The organism is Spirosoma lituiforme (assembly GCF_054776635.1).
Genome location: NZ_BAAHBO010000001.1, coordinates 274,086 through 293,530, shown reverse-complemented (window position 1 = coordinate 293,530; position 19,445 = coordinate 274,086). Strand labels below are relative to the sequence as shown.

Annotated in this window: 16 protein-coding genes; 7 read left to right on the top strand and 9 right to left on the bottom strand. The window is 51.4% G+C overall.

Annotated elements, in window-relative coordinates:
• Positions 1-90: 90 nt before the first annotated feature.
• The 3 genes from ACYU87_RS01245 (at position 91) to ACYU87_RS01235 (ending at position 3,517) form a co-directional block, all read left to right on the top strand.
• Positions 91-1,149, top strand: coding sequence for an L-dopachrome tautomerase-related protein (locus tag ACYU87_RS01245; protein WP_461132200.1), 1,059 nt, complete (start codon positions 91-93; stop codon positions 1,147-1,149).
• A gap of 171 nt (positions 1,150-1,320) precedes the next feature.
• Positions 1,321-2,847, top strand: a complete 1,527-nt coding sequence (locus ACYU87_RS01240) for a M20/M25/M40 family metallo-hydrolase (protein ID WP_461132199.1) — start codon at positions 1,321-1,323, stop codon at positions 2,845-2,847.
• Positions 2,848-2,968: 121 nt separating this feature from the next.
• Positions 2,969-3,517 carry a YceI family protein gene (locus tag ACYU87_RS01235; RefSeq protein WP_461132198.1) on the top strand — a complete coding sequence of 183 codons (549 nt, stop codon included), beginning with the start codon at positions 2,969-2,971 and terminating at the stop codon, positions 3,515-3,517.
• Positions 3,518-3,594: 77 nt separating this feature from the next.
• Here the strand turns inward: ACYU87_RS01235 and ACYU87_RS01230 are convergent, their stop codons facing one another.
• On the bottom strand, positions 3,595-5,973 hold the full coding sequence (locus ACYU87_RS01230) for a gliding motility-associated C-terminal domain-containing protein (protein ID WP_461132197.1): 2,379 nt from the start codon (positions 5,971-5,973) through the stop codon (positions 3,595-3,597).
• A gap of 522 nt (positions 5,974-6,495) precedes the next feature.
• Here ACYU87_RS01230 and ACYU87_RS01225 point away from each other — a divergent pair.
• The gene (locus ACYU87_RS01225; RefSeq protein WP_461132196.1) at positions 6,496-6,750 is read left to right on the top strand and encodes a hypothetical protein; all 255 of its coding nucleotides are present in this window, start codon (positions 6,496-6,498) and stop codon (positions 6,748-6,750) included.
• 156 nt (positions 6,751-6,906) lie between these two features.
• Here the strand turns inward: ACYU87_RS01225 and hemF are convergent, their stop codons facing one another.
• From hemF to ACYU87_RS01190, 7 genes are all read right to left on the bottom strand, one after another.
• Positions 6,907-7,821 carry an oxygen-dependent coproporphyrinogen oxidase gene (gene hemF / locus ACYU87_RS01220; RefSeq protein ID WP_461132195.1) on the bottom strand — a complete coding sequence of 305 codons (915 nt, stop codon included), beginning with the start codon at positions 7,819-7,821 and terminating at the stop codon, positions 6,907-6,909.
• Between the two features lie 22 nt (positions 7,822-7,843).
• Positions 7,844-8,470 carry an RNA-binding domain-containing protein gene (locus ACYU87_RS01215; RefSeq protein ID WP_461132194.1) on the bottom strand — a complete coding sequence of 209 codons (627 nt, stop codon included), beginning with the start codon at positions 8,468-8,470 and terminating at the stop codon, positions 7,844-7,846.
• A 360-nt stretch (positions 8,471-8,830) separates the two neighbouring features.
• Positions 8,831-9,313, bottom strand: a complete 483-nt coding sequence (locus ACYU87_RS01210) for a hypothetical protein (RefSeq protein ID WP_461132193.1) — start codon at positions 9,311-9,313, stop codon at positions 8,831-8,833.
• A gap of 1,008 nt (positions 9,314-10,321) precedes the next feature.
• Positions 10,322-10,843: a hypothetical protein gene (locus ACYU87_RS01205; RefSeq protein ID WP_461132192.1), complete on the bottom strand. Its 522-nt coding sequence runs from the start codon at positions 10,841-10,843 to the stop codon at positions 10,322-10,324.
• 121 nt (positions 10,844-10,964) lie between these two features.
• Positions 10,965-12,341 (bottom strand): APC family permease, encoded by a 1,377-nt coding sequence (locus ACYU87_RS01200; protein WP_461132191.1) that lies wholly within the window; start codon positions 12,339-12,341, stop codon positions 10,965-10,967.
• A 95-nt stretch (positions 12,342-12,436) separates the two neighbouring features.
• A complete protein-coding gene (locus tag ACYU87_RS01195; protein ID WP_461132190.1) occupies positions 12,437-13,513 on the bottom strand; it encodes a mandelate racemase/muconate lactonizing enzyme family protein in 1,077 nt (358 codons plus the stop codon).
• The gene (locus tag ACYU87_RS01190) at positions 13,503-14,567 is read right to left on the bottom strand and encodes a DUF1611 domain-containing protein (protein WP_461132189.1); all 1,065 of its coding nucleotides are present in this window, start codon (positions 14,565-14,567) and stop codon (positions 13,503-13,505) included. The genes ACYU87_RS01195 and ACYU87_RS01190 overlap by 11 nt, the downstream gene beginning before the upstream one ends.
• 155 nt (positions 14,568-14,722) lie before the next feature.
• On the opposite strand from ACYU87_RS01190, the gene ACYU87_RS01185 reads away from it, so the two are divergent.
• Together ACYU87_RS01185 and ACYU87_RS01180 are read left to right on the top strand one after the other, a co-directional pair.
• Entirely contained in the window at positions 14,723-15,196 is a 474-nt protein-coding gene (locus ACYU87_RS01185; protein ID WP_461132188.1) for an Lrp/AsnC family transcriptional regulator, read from the top strand.
• Positions 15,193-17,721 (top strand): serine hydrolase, encoded by a 2,529-nt coding sequence (locus ACYU87_RS01180; RefSeq protein ID WP_461132187.1) that lies wholly within the window; start codon positions 15,193-15,195, stop codon positions 17,719-17,721. Before ACYU87_RS01185 ends, ACYU87_RS01180 begins: the two co-directional genes overlap by 4 nt.
• 113 nt (positions 17,722-17,834) lie before the next feature.
• Here ACYU87_RS01180 and ACYU87_RS01175 read toward each other — a convergent pair whose 3' ends face one another.
• Complete coding sequence (locus ACYU87_RS01175) at positions 17,835-18,038, bottom strand: hypothetical protein (protein ID WP_461132186.1); 204 nt, start codon at positions 18,036-18,038, stop codon at positions 17,835-17,837.
• 167 nt (positions 18,039-18,205) lie between these two features.
• Here ACYU87_RS01175 and holA point away from each other — a divergent pair, with 167 nt between their 5' ends.
• A complete protein-coding gene (gene holA / locus ACYU87_RS01170) occupies positions 18,206-19,240 on the top strand; it encodes a DNA polymerase III subunit delta (RefSeq protein ID WP_461132185.1) in 1,035 nt (344 codons plus the stop codon).
• Positions 19,241-19,445 lie beyond the last annotated feature (205 nt).

Sequence of the window (19,445 nt, the reverse complement as noted above, 5' to 3'; positions counted from 1 at the left end):
CGAACATTTCTTCGAACGGCTCGTTAAAGCAGCATGTATGGCTCAACTGTTCGCATGAGACGATATTGCTACCTTTTTTTTCTGTTGCTGATGAATAGCCTACACACCCAGGCACAGCCCGTTGCGGCCGAATCCCCTAAACTGGACGTAGTCGCTGAGTTTGGCAAACACCAGCCCATTGGCGTAGGCGTCTCAAAAGAGAAACGAATCTTTATTACGTTCCCCAAAACTCCTGAAAACTACGACTTTGGCCTGGCCGAAATTGTGGGTGGCCAGCGCGTTCCTTATCCCAATGCGACCTGGAATCAGTGGGATTCGCTGAATCCACAGAATCGGTTTATCAACGTGCAGGCCTTGTTTGTGGATCAGACCAATACCCTCTGGGTACTTGACCCGGCCAACCCGGGTGATGAAGCGCCCATCATTGCGGGGATAAAACTTCTTAAAATTAATTTAGCGACGAACCAGATTGAGAAAATTTATCGGTTCGAGGATTTGCCCCGGGAGCGAACGGCGCTGAATGATGTTCGGGTCGATACGCGTCGGCAGGTTGCGTACCTGTCCGATCCGGGTCGGGCAGCCCTTGTCGTGCTTGATCTGGCTTCGGGGAAGAGTCGCACGGTGCTGGAAGGGGATAAGTCGACCAAAGCAGATCCTGATTTCAAGCTGAAAATTGATGGGCAGGAGGTGCGGGATACGAAAGGGAAGTACTTTGCCAGCAACGTGAACGGAATCGCTCTGACGGACGATTTCGCCTTTCTTTATTACCGGCCCATCACGCAGACCAAGCTTTTTCGCATCAGGACCGAATCGCTCACGAACCCATCGCTGAGCCCGGCCCAGTTGAGTGAAATGGTCGAAACGATGGCTGAAACCGGTGTTTCTCACGGAATGATCTCGGACAAAGCCGGCAATGTTTACCTGACCGATTCACCCAACAAAGCGGTTCGTTACCTGACCGCTGACCGTCGGCTGGAAACGCTCGTTAGAGACAGCCGTTTGCTCTGGCCCGACAGTTTTGCTATTGGTCCGGATGGCTACCTGTACCTGACAGCCGCCCAGATTCACCGGACCAAACGCTACAATAAAGGGGTCGATAAGGTGGATTACCCGTTTAGATTGTACCGGATGAAGTTACCTCATTCGTAAACTGATAACGGCCAGATTGCGCTCCATCGTCCTGATGGCCTGACGAGTGAAACGACTGAGTCGCTGAACTCGTGCGGCTGTTGTCCGGATTTTTAACCGCACAGCGACGCGTTATCCGCTCTTTTGTAGGCAGGTTTCTGCCTATATTTAGCCGGATTAATCGACGCATTCATGTTTCCAAAAACCTTCCTCTTCGTAGTGGCTGTCAGTATCATTTCGGCCAACGCACAAACTACCCAGCAACGCATCCGGCAGTATCGACAGGCGCAGGAAACGGCGCTGATGGATGAATACCGGGCGTTTCTATCCATACCCAACGTGTCGGCAGATTCGGTCAACATCCGAAAAAACGCGGCTTTCATCCTGCAAATGATGCAGAAACGGGGTATTTCGGGTAAGCTCCTCGAAGGGCCCACGCCCGGTACAACCCCCGCCGTGTTTGGTGAAGTCCGGGTGCCGGGTGCTAAAAAGACGCTGGTGTTTTACGCGCATTACGACGGTCAGCCGGTTAATCCCAAACAGTGGGCTGAAGGCCTGCAGCCCTTTACCCCGGTATTTATTACTGCCCCCGTTGAGCAGGGAGGCAAAGTCGTTTCAACCTACAAATCAGGGGACTCGATCGACCCAAACTGGCGCTTGGCTGGTCGGGGGAGCGCCGATGATAAAGCGGGTGTTATGACCATCCTCAACGCCTATGATGCTTTAGTGAAAAGTAAAATTCCGCTTACGGCCAACCTGAAATTTTTCTTTGAAGGAGAGGAAGAAATCGGTTCCACTCACCTGGGGGAAATTTTCGACAAGCACCGGGATAAACTGACCAGCGACCTCTGGATCATTGCCGATGGACCGCGCCATGTATCAGGCAAACCCGTTGTTCAATTCGGAGTTCGGGGCGATGTGAACATGCATCTGACGGTTTACGGTCCTAAACGGCCGCTACACAGTGGCAATTACGGAAACTGGGCACCCAATCCGGCCATGCGGCTGGTCAAACTGCTGTCCAGTATGAAAGATGACCAGGATCAGGTCGTTATCAACGGGTTTTATGATGATGTGGTGCCACTGACGGCCAGTGAAAAAAAGGCCATGGCCAGTGTGCCCAATATGGAAGCGGCTTTGAAAAAGGAGCTGGGCATTGCCAGACCCGATGGCAACGGCACCTCGTTTGTTGAACTGCTCATGCGCCCAACATTGAACATAAACGGGATGCAGAGTGCTAACGTTGGCGCAATGGCGGGCAACATTATTCCTACCAAAGCGGAGGCTGTTCTGGATTTACGACTCGTACGGGGCAATGATGCCGTGCGGCAGGTCGGCCGGGTAATTGACCATATCCGGGCGCAGGGATATCAGGTTCTCGACCATGAACCGACCGATGCGGAGCGGCAGCAGTATCCGAAACTCATCAAGATAACGCAGGGTACGGGTTACAACGCCCAGCGGACACCCATGGATCTGCCCATTGCGCAGGATGTTATAAAAGCGGTGCAGACCACCAGCGCTGAACCGATTGTTCTATCGCCCTCGGCGGGGGGGAGTTTACCCCTCTATCTGTTCGAGAAAGTCCTGAAAGCCAACGTCGTATCGGTGCCGGTGGTTAATTACGACAACAACCAGCATGCCGAGAACGAAAATGTCAAAGTACAGTATCTGTGGGACGGTATAGACATCATGGCCGCCGTTATGCTGATCAAGTAACCGGCAGTACCAACAGCATGATTCAGTAAAAAGTCAACTTTTTACGATTGATGTGAACCAATTGATGTGAATTAAATGTATATACATCAAATACGATTACACGAAATAAACCACTAAACATATGCAAGCACAACCCGCAACCGCAACAACCTGGGCCATTGATCCAGCCCACTCCGAGATCCAGTTCAAGGTGAAACATCTGGTTATCTCCACCGTAACCGGTTCATTTGGTCAGTACGAAGGCCAGGTCGAATCAGTTGGTGATGATTTCTCGGATGCTAAAATCTCGTTTTCCGCCGATATTTCGAGCATCAGCACTGGTCAGGAACAACGCGACGGCCACCTGAAATCGGCTGAGTTCTTTGATGCGGAGCAGTTCCCTAAATTGACGTTCGTGTCAACGGCCATGACCAAAACGGGTGACGATACCTACAACCTGACGGGTGATCTGACCATTCATGGTGTTACAAAATCCGTAACCCTGAATGTAGAGCATGGTGGCCAGATGCAGGATTTTTACGGTCAGACCAAAGCTGGTTTTGAGGCAACCGGCACGATCAAACGAAAAGAGTTTGGCCTGACCTGGGATGGGATTACCGAAGCGGGGGGTGTTGTTGTGAGCGACGATGTGAAACTGGTGCTGAACATCCAGTTGACGAAGCAGGCTTAACTCCATAAATAGAAATCCAGCACAAATCCGGAATGAACTGAGTAAATCAGTTCATTCCGGATTTGTGCTGTAGCGGGTTACCGTACCAGAACCAGTCGGCCCTTGATAACGGGCTTTTCCGGTACGGTGTGTAGGGTGTACGCGTACACCCCCATCGGGAGGGAATTACCGTTCAGGGTACCGTCGAACGGATTCGCGTAGCCTTTCCCCGACGAGTAAACGACTTCACCCCATCGGTTGAAAATGGTCAGGACTGCATCGGGGAAGGCTTCGACGCCGGGTAACTCCAGAACATCGTTCAGCCCATCGCCGTTGGGCGAGAACGCGTCCGGCACCCACACGGTAGCAAACACGGTGATGTGAATGGTGTCTTTCGTTTCGCAGCCGGTGCTGTTCTTTACATCGAGCGTATACGTGATGTCGTTGGCAATGGAGGTAATGGTCGGGTTCGCAGCGCTCGGATTGTCCAGGTAAGTCGATGAGACCCACATAAACTGGGTTGGATTACCCGTATACACCGGGTTAAGCGAAAATGTATTCCCTTGGTAGGTCGTCAGCGAATCGGTCAGCTGAATGGTCGGGATGGGAGCAACAACCGCTACACGACTGGCCACCGTACCCACACACTCGGGCGCGGCTTTAACCGTGTACGTTACGGGATGATTGCCGACACCGGCCAGCTTCGGGCTAAACACGTTACCCGTTACGCCAACGCCAGAAAATTCGCCCCCGGCCGGGCTGCCCGTCAATGTGTGTACGGGAACGTCGGGTCCGCAAACGCCCGGAATGGAGTCGAGGGTAACAACAACGGGCGCAAGCTGGGTCAACGTAACCGGACCGGATGTGCCTTCGCAACCATACAGATCGGTGGCCCTGACCACATACGTACCTGCCGATGTTGCCACCAGTTTCGACCCGCTGCTACCAACGATTACGCCATCTTTCTGCCAGCTGTACAGCAAGCCGCCACTACCCAGCAGGGGGAGAGAATCCTGCGGGCAAATCCGGTTGAAACCCGAACTTGATTTGATTTCGGCCACTACCGCGGGCGAACGATCGAGAACGGCCGTGTCGGTGTGGGCCTGGCAGCCGAGGGTGGGGTAGGTGAGCACGGCCCAGTACTTGCCGGGTTGCGTAGCCTGAAGGGAGTCAATTGTTTTCCCCGCCAGAGCCTGGTTGTCTTTATACCACTGGTACGTTACGCTGGGTAGCCGGCTTGCCTTCAGGTCAATGGTGCCCGTTGTGGCGCACAGATGCCCATTCGCCGAAACGGTCGCCGTACTGCCGATCACATCGACGATCAGCGTTTCGGAACTACCCACTTTACTGCACGATGTTTTCAGCGAAACAATGACGGCGTACTGGCCAGATGTTTTCACCGACAACGACGAATTCGTAGCGCCGGCAATGTTAACCTCATTTTTGCGCCACTGGTAATTCCAATTGTCGTTCACGCTGGCCATCAGTACCGCCGAGTCGCCCTCGCAAAGGATGGTTACGGGTTGTTTGGGTCGACTTTTAATCTGCACGGATGGATCGGGTGTCGTCGTTGGCGGGCAGTCGACAACGAGCAGCTGAAAGTCGCGCCTTACTTCGCCAATTTTCAGCCCGTTGCGGTATTCTTCGACGTTTACGGCGAAGACGTACAGCCCCAGCTGCGTTGCCGTAACCGACAGTTCACCCGTTCGGGCGTTGACTTGCAGCGTAGGGTTGCCCGGTATCGCGTTGTTGGCATCAAAGCCGGAAAGCCAGCTCACAGCCGGATAAGGCGCTGCCGACACCCCGTTCTGCGTATTGTTGTTTTGCCCCGAAATGGCCTTCTGGTTAAGGGGGGTTACCATAGAATACCGCAGCTCGTCGCCATCAGGGTCGGTACCACCAAATGGAAAGGTAAACGGATTACCCAGACAAACGTACTCGCCGTTAATGGGCTCAAAATGAGGGGATGAGTTAATAAACAACTGGTTATTTTGCAGCAAGGCCGGAAACTCAAGGTAAAAGGTGTACCCTGTCTGAATCGGATTGACGATATTGTTGATACCCCCGTTTCGGTTGCGGGTCTGATACGACATGTAGTACCCCTGGCTGTCGTTGTACGTACCGGGTGCAAGCTGAATGTCGGCCTCGAACGTGGCCACAATAAACTTAAGATTTCGTTGTTCCGCGCAGTATCCGTTGGCATAAATAACCGGTTGCCGTTGCCCCGTTTCGCGGGTAGAAAACCGCATCATCTCCACATTGTCGCGTTTTCGGAAGATGCCCAGCGTGCCACCCGTCTGCCGGTCTGCCTGTGGGCTGCTTTCCAGATATTGAGTGACGATGACGCGAAAATGCCCCGGAACATCCCCCACCGCCCGCATTTCCAGCTGCCCCCCAACCTGGTGGGTTGCCTGTGCTGCGAACGATAAACCCAGAAGAAATGACCAGGCTAGAAGCCAAAAGGTAAAGATGCGCATAAGCAAGCCGTATTGAATCCTTCGTTCATTCCTCTGGTGCGACTAGATTGGTGTATGCGTTCTCGGGCCGTACTGGCTACTCCTACGGAATTGAACCTGATCTGATTAGCCCGACTTTACTAAAGAAAATATGATCTTAAATATAGGTATACGGACATTCATATGCAGAAAACCCATAGGCTAAATGGAAAAATTGTCTCCAGATAGGTTTAGTCTGTAGCTTGCCTGGAACTATCCGCCTATGCGTGCGTGATTTATCTTTGCTTACTTTTGCCCACAGGGATCGACTTCCGGTCACTAAACCAGCTAGTAGCGGGCTGCTAAACAACAGTACGTAGGGTACTCCCGGAATGTGGCAACATGACGTTGCTTTTGTGTTCTCTGTTTGGTTGCCGGGGGAACTATTCCAATGAGTAAGGCTGTAGATATGAGTGAAGGTATGTCTGCGCCAAAAAGTAAATAATATTGCAGTACTGGCAACAAAGACTAATCATTGCAGTTCCCTCTTATTTAGTCCGTCTCATGATTTTATTTATCACGACAATCGACAGCAAAAATCAACTCCGGGAATTTTCCTGCTGGTTGACCAAGATAGAAGTTGCCTTTGATTTTCTGAATCTTATTGCTTCGGATGAACAACTGATCAGCGTTGAGCTGCTCGACGACGAAAAACGCATAAAGCTGCCGGCGCATGTCTTCAAGGGTGCTCCGTTTTCGACGTCCATTCTCCGTCTGGAACAGGAGTGGCAGCATATTTTAAGCGAGCCAGTAAATTAACTCGTCATCAGGTAGAGGGGAGGGCGTTTTTCCCATTTCTACGGGTCATAAAGACACTATATAGCATCCTTAATGTGGTGTCAGTTTGAAGAAACTGACACCACATTAAGGATGCGAACCACGGACACTGCCTAATCAACTATTTCTATCAGCGGCTCAGACCCAATTGATGCCTTTTTTTAGAAGGCTCAACGTTTGTTCCTCCGGGCTGCCGGCTTCTGGCTGAAAATCATAAACCCAGTTGGCTTGCGGGGGCATGCTCATCAGAATGGATTCTGTACGGCCATTGGTCTCAAGACCGAATTTGGTGCCTCTATCCCAAACCAGGTTAAATTCAACGTACCGGCCCCGGCGCAACAGTTGCCAGTTTTTTTCGGTTTCGCTAAAGGGAAGGTCCCGGTTTTTGTCCATGAAGTGCGTATAAATAGGCGCAAACGAGTTGCCAACCGCCTGTACAAACCCGAACAGCCGGGCCTTGTCGGAGTCGTCCGACGGCTTTAAGTAATCGAAGAAAATACCGCCTACTCCGCGCGTTTCCTGCCGATGGGGTATGTAAAAATAATCGTCGGCCCAGGGTTTGAATTTGGCGTAATAACCCGGATCGTGCTGGTCGCAAACGTCCTTCAGAGCCTGATGAAACCAGCGCGCGTCTTCCTGAAGTACATAGTGAGGGGTTAGATCGATGCCCCCGCCGAACCAGTTATGCCCCGTACTCATTTCAAAATACCGCACGTTCATGTGGATGATGGGTACACCGGGATTTCGTGGGTGCAGCACAATGGAAACGCCCGTAGCGTAGAATTCAGCGGGTTCTGTCAGATTCAGGGTACGCAGGGTAGCCTCCGTTGCCTCGCCGTGTACGGCCGAAAAACCGACGCCACCCTTCTCGATAACGGCTCCATTCGTTAGCAGGCGCGACCGGCCCCCGCCCCCGCCGGGCCGATGCCACTCATCTTCCCGAAACGTGGCTCCTCCATCGGCGGTCTCCAGTGACTGGCAAATACGGTCCTGAAGACCTTTGAAAAATGTCGTGACTGTCTCTCTGGTAACCGGTTGTTGCTGCGTCGTCATGGCCGCAAAGATACAACATGGATCACTCAGCTAGTTTGAGCGCATACCGAACAGGTCGTGGTTTATCGATTAAAATCAGCAGGCCCCGTTCGGCGAGTTGCCGGAGAAGCTTGGTGGCCCGGTAATCGGAGATGTTGATGAGTTTACCAAACTTATCCGGCGTGATGTAATCATTCTTGCGGAGGTACTGAATCAGGGTTCGGGCCATGGGCGACTTGAGCAACTCACGGTCGGCCATTTCGGGGGTGATAATAAGCTTACTGGTGGGCACGGATTTATCCTTGGCCCGGACGTAAATGGTTCGTTTTCCCGATTCATCGATCACATAATGAGGCTTCTCGCTGCTTTCCGGCACGGTGATAATTAAAACCAGCCGTCCATCGGGTGCCAGTGTTTCGTAACTGATCGCGAGGGAAGGTTCAACCAGCCGGTCGGCGGCTTCTTCCAGTTTATCCATCTCCCGGAATTCGGAGGGCACCCCCATAATCTTACCCAGGTCAGTAACGCCAATCAGCAGTGTGCCACCTGATGTATTCGCGAATGCCGCCAACGTCCGGGCTATCCGGTAAGCTGACGAAAGGGAACGTTTAAATTCGAGCCGGGTATGTTCGCCCTGGCCAATTAAATCATCGAGTTGATTACGGGTCATAGATAAAAAACTACACGCTGAGGTCTTTGTTCTCGTGAAGTAATATAGCGTGTTCAGACCAAATAATCTAATGTAATCGGTCCTTTCGTTAGGAGCCGTGATAGCGTTCTTTGTGAAAGAATCGACTACGTAAAAACAAGACACGTGTGTAGCCCCGTTTATTTACACGTGCTAAAGTCCTAAAAAAATAGCTGAGAATCGGCTGAATAATCCTGACGTATTGATGGCGACACCAATGAAGTACAGATATAGATTGATGAAAAAGCTGAATCCCAATTAAAAAAGGAAACGAACGTTGATTCGTTTCCTTTTTTAATTGGGATTCAGCCGGACGCATACGCGTCAAAGTCATGTGTCCGATTATTCTGCTGCCGGATTTTGTTTTTTCCGACCACGTGGTTTACCGGTGTATTCTGGCTTTGGACTTTCACTACCTAATTTCAGTTCGAATCCAGTTACGCCTTCTTCGTAATCGAAAGGTTTGACCGTAAAGGTATATTTAGTTTCAGCGAAGTCGATACCACCTCTCTGAAGAATGAACGGCAACGAGATTCCGTAACTTTTAGCTCCCTGAGCAAGTTCGAACGTTTGATCCTGTTCTTCGTCGCTTGGAATCAGATACAGTGATTTGATTTTACGTTTCCCGTCCTGGGTTCCAACTTTGAACCGATTATTGGCCGGATCGAATCCTAATTGGCTGATCGTTTTCGCTGGAAAGACTAATTTACCCGTAGACGAAATATAGCCCGTTACGGGGGTAGATTTCGCGACACTCTTTTCGGTTTTTTTTGTGGATTCACTGTTCTCGTCAGGAGAAAAGAATCGTATTTGTTTGGCTTTCATCGACAGTATGTAAATTGTTTTTTGATACAGACGGGCAAATATAGCAAGTCTTGTTACTAAAAAAGAAAAACTACGTTTTAACAACCAACAAAAAAAAGACTATTAGGTTTCAATATTTTTGCGTCGCGTGGGTTTTAATTAAGACCATGAATTTACAAACGAACAACTGGTAAAGTTAGGAAAGCTATGCAGGACTTTATACCTATAAACCAGATTATACAAGGCCTCTTTTCTTTTGATTTACAGATGATTATGCGTTAATGACGTCTGTCTTGTAGGCTCTGTAAAAGCCTTTAAAACAAGCCTTCTGGTAAATTTTGAGCAATAATTATGTACCCAACGATGGGTTTTTGGGATTAATTTTGTTTATCAATTACAAGAAGCTGGAAATAGTAAAAAATTTCTATTATGCTTTATCAAAAAACAGTGACCACAACAATTAGCTACGCATAGCGAAATCAGCTATGTCCTATAATGCTAATAGATTACTTGCCCGGGAACAGAAAGATGAATACCGATTTCGATAATTCATTTACGTCTTTCCGGGTAGTTATAGCCCTGAAATATTGTTGCCTGAAATTATTTATCCGCAGGTTTGGGTGGTTCCACCAACCGGATAACCTGGAGCACTGTCTGATTTTATCATTACTAATTTGTTTGCTCAGAGCCAAGCCTTTTTGCGTGAAACTTACCAGTAGGTAGGCTAATTCGTTTTACCAAGTGGGTACTTGTGTGAGAGCATTCGGCTCTGTATTATCAGCAAGAGTAGCGGGTTTGCAGCTGGCTAATTAACGGATCAAACAGAAACACAAGGAGAATTACCCGCCGTTAACATTTGCGTGATCTGCCGTAGAAAAATCATGTAAAAAATATTTTTTACGAAATTAAGGCTCTGGTTATCAGAGCTTACTTGCTATGTTGACAAGGCAAAATCACTCCCGCCAGTCAGCATTAAAATGACGACTTATAGTAATAAATTATGGAAGAAAACCCAATTGGGAGGGGGGCTCAGGCCGATAGCTGGCTCAGTCGATTTAGTATAACCTGATGAGAAATCTGGGCCTTTATCAGCCACACCTGATTTTTGTTGATCATCGCTTCGTACTGGCTGATGACCTGTGATTTTATCGGGCCGGTAGAGAAGTTTTCCTGGGTACGCACAAGCAGTTGTTCCAGGCGCTTGATCAGCTTTTCGTAACTCGCAATTTTCGTTTCGTATTGTTGAGCCCGCTGTTGAATCAACGGAACGAGCAGTGATTTCTGGGAAGGCGTTGACAAGGCTGGCTCATTTAATAAGGTCTGCCATTCATTTTCTAATTCCTGCATAGCGACCATGAATGGCCCGCCATCAAAAATAGGAAGCGGCAATTCTGTTCGGTTGCCCTCATCGATAATATAAGCCTGCAATAAGGTGCTGCCCTTGGCGACGATATCACTCAGAAACTCGAAAGCAATCTCCAGTTTGTCCAGTTGGCAGGAGAATTTCCGGATTTGGAAATTCTGGTCTCTGGCGGTCAGAAAAAGTACCATAAGCAAGCGAAATTAATCCGGTGATTGTAGTGAAAGATGAACCGGCCGAGATCGTAGGTGGATAAAAAACGAAGGCAAATATAAGCCAGTGGTACCTGCGCTGGCCAGACAGGATGATATATTACGACAAATGGGGCTTGTCTTCAGACACAACGGGCGGGCGGTTGCGCCAGCACCAATAGAACGGTAGCCCTGTGGCTATTAGACCCAGGCCGGTCAGGGCTTCGCGCGGTTGATTAATGAGGGTCATGATGACCAGCAGGGTGCAGCAGGTCAGGAAGAACAAAGGAACAAACGGATAGCCGATGACGCGGTAGGGACGCACTAAATCGGGTTGTTTATACCGAAGCCGCATGACTCCAACGGCCGTTGCTCCATAGAAAATAAAGGAAGCAAACACGAGCATATCTGTAAGCTGGTCAAAGCTCCCCGACCAGACCAGCACAATAGACCAACTCCCCTGTAGCAGGATGGCTACCGATGGGGTTTTGTAGCGGGGATGAATAACCGCGGCTGCTCTGAAAAACAGGCCATCGCGCGCCATCGCGTAGAAAACACGGGCGGGCATCAGAATCGATGCGTTGGTTGAATTGGAAGTCGTGACCAGAATCAATACAGAAATAAACAGGGCTCCTCCCCAGCCAGCGGCCTGCCGCACGACTTCCACAGCCGCAATTTTACCGGGTGTGCTGGCTAGTTGTGCCAGCGCGTCGATGGGCAGCACGTACAGATACACCGCATTCAACAAGACATAGATCGTGATAACCAGGCTGGTACCTACGCCGAGAGCAATGGGTAGGTTGCGCTGCGGATTTTTGATTTCTTCCCCAATATAACCGATCTGATTCCAGCCATCGTAGCCCCAAAACGCCCCCAGTGAGGCAACAATCAAAGAGCCCAGCAGGCTTCCATGCCCGTTTGGGACCGGTGTTCGGGTCGATTGAGTCAAATGGTTTATACTGCCCATCGGGGCCAGAAAACCAAGAACCGCAATAAGCAGGATAGCGGCAAAAGTCAGGTAGATGAGAAAGCGACTGAGGCCCTCCGCAAACGACACGCCCCGGTAATTGACAAAGCTCAGAAAGAGAATCAGCGACGTGGCAATGAGCTTTACGACAAATTCGGTGGACGCGCCCGGTGAGCCGAGCAGCGTGATCAGCGACTGACCAAACACATACGCCAGAGCCGCAATGGTAGCGGTTCGCACGACCATAAAGGCACCCCACCCGTATAAGAAGGCGAATAAACGACCGTATAGTTTCTTGAAATAAAGGTACTCGCCCCCCGACTGCGGAAACAGTCCCGCCATTTCGGCATAGGTTAAGGCTCCGGCTAGACTGACAACGCCCGCCATCACCCAACAAGACAACACCAGCAGGGGAGACCCCAGTTCGGCCGCCATAGGAGCTACCTTTTTGAAAACCCCGGAGCCGACAATGCCGCTAACAACCAGGACAATAGCAGAACGTAAACCAAGAGAACGAGCAAGTTTGGGCATGCCGGACAGCGAATAATTAGACGAATGATGAGAATTCAGGATATACCAGATCCGGTCAGCGAGGGAAGAGCTTCATCGGCTCAGCGCAACGTCGGCTACCTGATCTTGTTCCGGTCGAGCCCTAGTCCAGCCTGATTGGTTGGCTGCATGAGCCCATCTTCCAGCATGAATCCGCCTGAAACGACGTCTTCGGCCAGGTCCAGGCTACCGTCCAGATCTAGGTAGCGGGTATTGGGGCAGGTAAAAGCAGCGTGCAAAGCGGCTGTAATGCTGATCCGACTTTCGTCGTTGCAGCCCCAAAATAAGGAAATACCCGCCGATTGAGCGATGGTTGCCAGGTCGAGGGCCGAACGAATCCCTCCGCACTTCATTAGTTTTATATTAAAAATGCCGAAGGGGCGCGGATGATGCGCCAGTACCGAGGCCGTTCGGGCATCTTTCAGCGATTCATCGGCGGTTAACAACTGGCGAATTTCCGCCGGTAAGCCGACTAGCTCAAGTTCCTGACCAACGGGCAATGGCTGCTCGATGAGTTCTACCGCAGCCGATTGGGTTGCCGTCAGAAAGCGTTTCAGATCACTCAGGGAGTAGCCCTGGTTCGCATCAACGCGCAGGGTCAGGGCCGTGCCGTACGTCTCCCGGAGTTTCAGAATACGCTCAATATCTTCGTCTACATCGAGCCCCGTTTTCACTTTCAGGGCCCGAAATCCCTGTTCGGTGTAGCCAGCCGCTTCCCTCAGGGTGTCCGCAACGTTCATGATGCCGATGGTCACGGAGGTAGGCAGCGATCGGTGTTTCTGACCATAAAACTGAACAATGGGAACACCCAGGTAGAGGCCGAAGGCGTCGTGTAAAGCGATGTCTACCGCGGCCAGCGTACCAGGCGCATTCGGAAACTGATGCCGGGCTTCGTCGATCAGGGCATTGAACAGCCGGATATCCCGACCGACCAGGCTCGTCATCCACTCATGCTGCAGGTTGTGCAGCGTCTGCTCCGGCGATTCACCCACTACTTCCGGGTCGGGGTTGGCCGCACCGAGACCAACCAGGCCGTTGGCCAGTTCGATCTCCAGAAAGATATTTTCTACCGCCGAGGTGGTCTGGTAGGCAATGGTATATGGCTTGGTTAGAGCCAGGTTCCGGCGGTAAGCGCGGACGGCGTTAATGCGCATGAGCCGAAGCGGTAAGGTTCTGAAGGATGGGCAAGAGGGACATGACGCCTTCTTCGAGCGGTAATAAAACAGGGATGCCAAGCTGATCGGCGTACTGTTTCTGGAAAGCAAACGCTTCGTCGCGGCTGCATCCTTCGGTGTTGAGGGCCAGCGCGATAACGGCCGATCCATAACACCGAATCAGGTCAATTTCGGATTCGACGGACCTTATGCGGCCCCAGGCTGGAATATGGTCATAGTGAGTCCGTTTGGGGGCGTGCACCAGCACCACATGGCGCGCATTGCCCGATACCAGAAACTCGGCCCCGCAGGGGCCGCTGGGGTTTCGGAGAGCGGCCTGCCCTTCAATGAGTAATACATCAGCATCGGTTTCCCGCCAGCACGAGACCAACGCATGCTCCAGTTCCCCGGAAACAAAATCATTCAGGGTCGAATCAAAAATGAACCCGTACGGAATACCCTGTAACCAGCCGGTTTGACCGGTATAAATCATCTGCGCGTTCAGGTTATGGTGGCTGCAGGCTTCCTGAATCAGGCGAGCCGTGGTTCGTTTCCCCAGCGCACAGTCGGTGCCCATGATCGCAATAATGGGCGCTGTGATCTGATTGATCTCGCCCGTCCAGAAATGCAGTTCGTGGCGCTGTTTCGGGCGCCGGACGTCAATTAGTGTGCCGCCATATTCGCAGGCCAGTGCAACCAAATGGGGCTTTTCGCTCAGAAATTCGTGCAGCCCGTTTACCACCGACAGCCCCTTTTCAAGGCATTGGGTAATATCGTCGATCATGGCCGGCGGTAGGATGCCGCCACTCGTTGCCACCGCCACAATGGCGAACGAAACCTGACCCAGGGTTGACAGGGCTTCCTGTACGGAGGAGAAAATGGGAATGCCTCTGAATTGCCCGTCGAGGATCGTGCCCGCGTCCTGCCCGGCTGTCGGGGCATCGACTACACCCGTAATGGTGTAGCGATCGGTACCCCGAATCAGGCCATGAGCGGTCTTCGCATCGGTGGTGGTCAGTAGGCCATCAGTAAGCAGAATGGCATGGTTACTCATCAGATAATTATGCTTTTTATTCAGCTAAAACTATAAATTTATTCTTATAATTGACGATAAATGGATGATACGTGTGCAAATAGTGATTATTATAGAATAATATTCTTTTTTATTGGTTGTGTTTCTGGGTAAAAAGAAATCCATTCGCCACCCCTATGCTCGATGATACAGATTTTTACTTATTGACACTTTTACAACGCGACGCGAAACGCACCATTAAAGAACTGGCCGAAGAGCTGGGCATGACTACGACGCCCATTTTCGAACGCATCAAACGAATGGAGCGCGACGGCGTTATTGAGGCCTATGTGGCCCTGGTGAACCAGGACAAAATAGGCCGTCCGTTGATCGTTTTCTGCAACGTGTCCATGCCCGATTACACGCCGGACAACATCGCTGCATTCGAAAACTATATTCGCCAGATGCCCGACGTGCTGGAAGCATACCATCTGGCCGGGACCATTGATTATCAGCTGAAAGTGGTCATGAGCGACATTAAAGCGTACGCCAGTTTTCTGCAGCAAATGGCCAAACTCCCCATGATACGCGTCTACAGCAGCTCCATCGCGTTGTACGCTGTCAAACAATCGACTATACTACCCGTACCCACCAAACACAAACGACCATGAGATTCATTCTGCCCGCCATTCTCTTTGGTATGGTAACCGGCCAGTTAATGGCCCAGTCAATCCGTCAGCCGTTGACCGCCCGGTTGAAGACGTTGGATTCCGTGCTGACAACGCTGCATGGGCAGGCCATGTTCAACGGGGTGGTGCTGGTAGCCGAGAAAGGTTCGGTTCGGTATAAAAAAGCCTTTGGGGTGGTAAACAGCGCCACCAATGAACCGCTGACAACGGCCTCGTCGTTCAATCTGGCATCCCTCTCGAAACAATTCATTGCGTTAATGGTCATGCAGTTAAACGAGCAGGGCAAGCTGCGTTACGATGAACAGGTACGGACTTATTTACCCGATTTTCCGTACGATACCATCACTGTCCGGCACCTGCTCACACACACGTCGGGCCTGCCCGAATACTTCGATCTGGCCCAGCAGTACACAAGCCCGCTGGATACGCTCACGAATACCCGTATGGTACAGTTGCTCAGCGAGCACAAACCTCCGCTTGGGTTCCAGCCTGGCTCGCGCTGGGAGTATAGCAACACCGGCTATGTCGTGCTGGGGTCGCTCATCCGGACTTTATCGGGCATGCCGGTAGAGCAGTTTTTCGAGCAGCAGATTGCGAAGCCGCTCCACCTGAAAAACACCTACATCTATTACCTCAACAGCACAACAACGCCCCGCAACCGCGTGTACGGCTTTCAGCGCGAGAACGGCAAAAATCAGCTCAACGATTTAATCCGGCTGGACGGAGTCATTGGCGATGGGAATGTGTATTCGTCCGTGGAGGACTTACTCATTTGGGAGCAGGCCCTGAAAACGGGAAAGCTGCTGAAACCCGGCGTTTATCAGGAGGCCATTACCCCCGTTAAACTGAACAATGGGCAAACGTATCCGTATGGGTTTGGGTGGGGCCTGGAAAACGATGGCCGCGTACTGGCGCATACCGGCAGCTGGGTGGGTTTTCAAAACGTAATTGTTCGATATCAGGATACCCAGCAAACCCTGGTTGTACTCACCAGTGGCAGCGACGGGCTGGCTTGCCGTATCGCCCGTAATGTGCTGGAAGGAAAATCATTCCGTATTCCCAAAACGAGCCTGATTACGAACAGCCGGCTTATTGATGGTACGGGTGTAGCGGCTCGTAAAGCGGCTGTGCGGCTTCGAAACAACCGTATCTGGGAAACAGGTGAGCTGACCCCTTTTCCGGCCGAGTCGGTAACCGACGCCCACGGATTGGTGCTGGCCCCTGGCTTTATTGACAGCCACAGCCATCACGTGGCTGGCTTCGACACAAACCCGGATGCGTTGGCGGTGGTGAATCAGGGTGTTACAACGGTTGTGTCCGGGCAGGATGGCGGGAGCTACTGGATGGATACGCTGGTGGCTCAACTGAAACGCCAGCCGGTGGCGGTTAACGTGGCGACTTATACGGGTCAGGCCACGCTGCGGCAGTGGGTAATGGGCGCCAACGGACTTTACCGGACGGCAAAACCCGATGAGGTTTTGCGGATGAAAGACCTCCTTCGGGCCGAGTTGGGCAAAGGCTCGCTGGGGTTGTCGACGGGTCTGGAATACGAAAGCGCCTTCTTTTCCAGCCGCGATGAAGTGAGTCAACTGGCGCAGGTCGCGGCTGATTCGGGTGGCCGCTACATAAGCCACATCCGCAGTGAAGACATTGCGCTGGACGATGCCGTCGATGAGATTATTCAGATTGGACGGCTTACGAAAATGCCGGTCCAGATTTCACACCTGAAAATAGCCCTCCGCGATAAATGGGGCCAATCCACCCGACTGCTGGCCCAGTTGGAGCAGGCCCGTGCGGAGGGGGTGAACATCACCGCCGACTGTTATCCGTATGATTACTGGATGTCGACGCTGCGGGTGCTTTTCCCAAAACGGGATTATACGAACGCGGCCAGTGCCGAATTTGCTGTCGATCAGTTGTTTGACCCCCGGCAGTCGGTGCTGGTACGGTTTGCCGCTAACCCGGCCTACGCCGGGAAAACGGTTGGTGCTATTGCCTCGCTGCGTCGGGAGAAGCCCGCTCAAACGCTGATGAATCTGGTAGCCGAAGCCGCTGAATTTTCGACGAAGAACCCGAATGTCGATGGCGTTGAGGGTGTTATGGGGAAGTCGATGGACGAGCCTGATGTCGTTAATTTCCTGACCTGGCCCCATACCAACATCTGTTCCGACGGCGCTACCGATGGCCATCCGCGCGGGTACGGAGCCTTTACGCGGATTTTGGGCCGTTACGTTCGCGACCAGAAGGTGATGCCCCTCGAAACGGCCATTCAGAAAATGACCAGCCTCACCGCCGAACACCTCGGGCTTGAAAAGAGGGGAGTGGTGGCGCCTGGCTACTACGCTGACCTAGTGTTATTCAATCCCGATACGGTCCAGGATAACGCGCGCATTGGCGACAACAAAGCGTTATCAACGGGTATCGAAGCGGTCTGGGTGGCCGGGCAACTGGTCTACAAGGACCAACAAGCGACCGGTTCCCATCCGGGTGTGTTGATTCGGCGCTGACTTATTGAGGAGGGTAAATTTATTGACCACAGAGGCACAGAGTTAGAACAAATAAGAGCTATCGCTTCAATCTTTGTGTACTCTAGGCCTCTGTGGTTAATAAATTAGTGCGCTTACCTACGAGTGTCCTCAATGATTTTGATTTGCTCGTTAATAAAGACTGGACCGTTGACCAGTAGTTGCGTTAGGCAGAATTTCTTAGTGACAAGTTTTCCCTCTTTAGCCAGTTCTTTTTGACGTCTGGCTTTTTGCGCTGGCGAGAGTTGCTTAACTATGGTCAGTAAGTCCTGAAAAGGTATATGTACTTTCACTTCCATAGCCAAACATAAGGTTTTGGTTTATTCGCCATTGGTCAACAAGAATGGTTCTGAACACGTCGGCCTGTTTTAATTCACCAGAAATAATAGCAGATAGTTAAATTTGTAGAGAAAAGAGTGTTGGCCCTGGCAGTCGCTACCCACAAACCATAAACCATAAACGAGTTTTGATTCCTGCCGTAGACGCGTTGCTAAAGGACATTCGTAATAAACGGATTGCGCCTGTTTACCTCATTCATGGCGATGAGCCGTTTTACCTCGACCGGATTGCCGAGGAACTGGAAAAAGTGGCGGTGCCGGTGGCCGAGCGTGGCTTTAACCAATTCGTTCTCTTCGGAAAAGATGCCGATGCCGGTGCCGTACTCAACTACGCCCGACGCTACCCGTTCATGGCCGAGCGCCAGCTGGTTCTGGTGAAAGAAGCCCAGCAGATGAACGGCATCAACGATAAAGCGACGCAGACTTTATTCGAGGATTATGCGCTGAATCCGCTCCCCAGCACCATACTCATGCTGTGTTACGTCCGGGAAGATGGCAAACCCGCCCTCGATGAGCGAAAAGCGTGGGTAAAAGCGTTCGGGGCGAAGGGAAAACTGTTGGGTGTCAAAAAGTTATACGACAATAAAATTCCGGACTGGGTAGGGGAGTACTGCCGCGAACAGGGAAGTAAAGTGAGTCCGAAAGCCTGCCAGCTGCTGGCCGACCACATCGGGAACGATCTGAAACGGCTGGCCAGTGAGATCGACAAAATTCTGATTAATCTGCACGTGGGCGAAGAGATTTCGGCGGCAACGGTTGAGCGGTTGGTCGGGATCAGCAAGGAATACAACGTATTTGAACTTCAAAAAGCCCTCGTTCAGCGCGATGTTGTTAAGGCAAATCAAATCGTCGATTATTTTGGCCGGAATCCGAAAGACAACCCGCTGGTCGTTATTCTGGCGCAGCTGTTCGGCTATTTCAGTAAGGTTATTCTGGTACAGGCATCCAAGGATCAGACCGACAAGGGGCTGGCTCCGCTGTTGGGCGTTAACCCGTTTTTCGTGAAAGATTACCTGACCGCTGCCCGCACGTTTCCACTCCCTAAAGTAGCCAGCATTATCAGCGCTATCCGTCGGGCCGACGCTCGCAGCAAAGGCATTGATAGCCCGACCATGAACGAAAGCGATATTTTGCGGGAGCTGGTGTTTGACGTCCTGCATTGAAGAACGATTCTTTAACCACTCATAAGCCGCTCCGGGAAACTGAAGCGGCTTTTTTGGTGGGGTAACGTCGGTTGGGATCAGTGGACGCAGCCAGAGCTTTAATCCCAAAATAATTTCGCCTTACCTCGCCTGATTAGGTACAGTCTACATTTTTGTTTAATATTGCAACATTGTTGCATAAATAGAGTTGTGCTTTCGGGAAGGT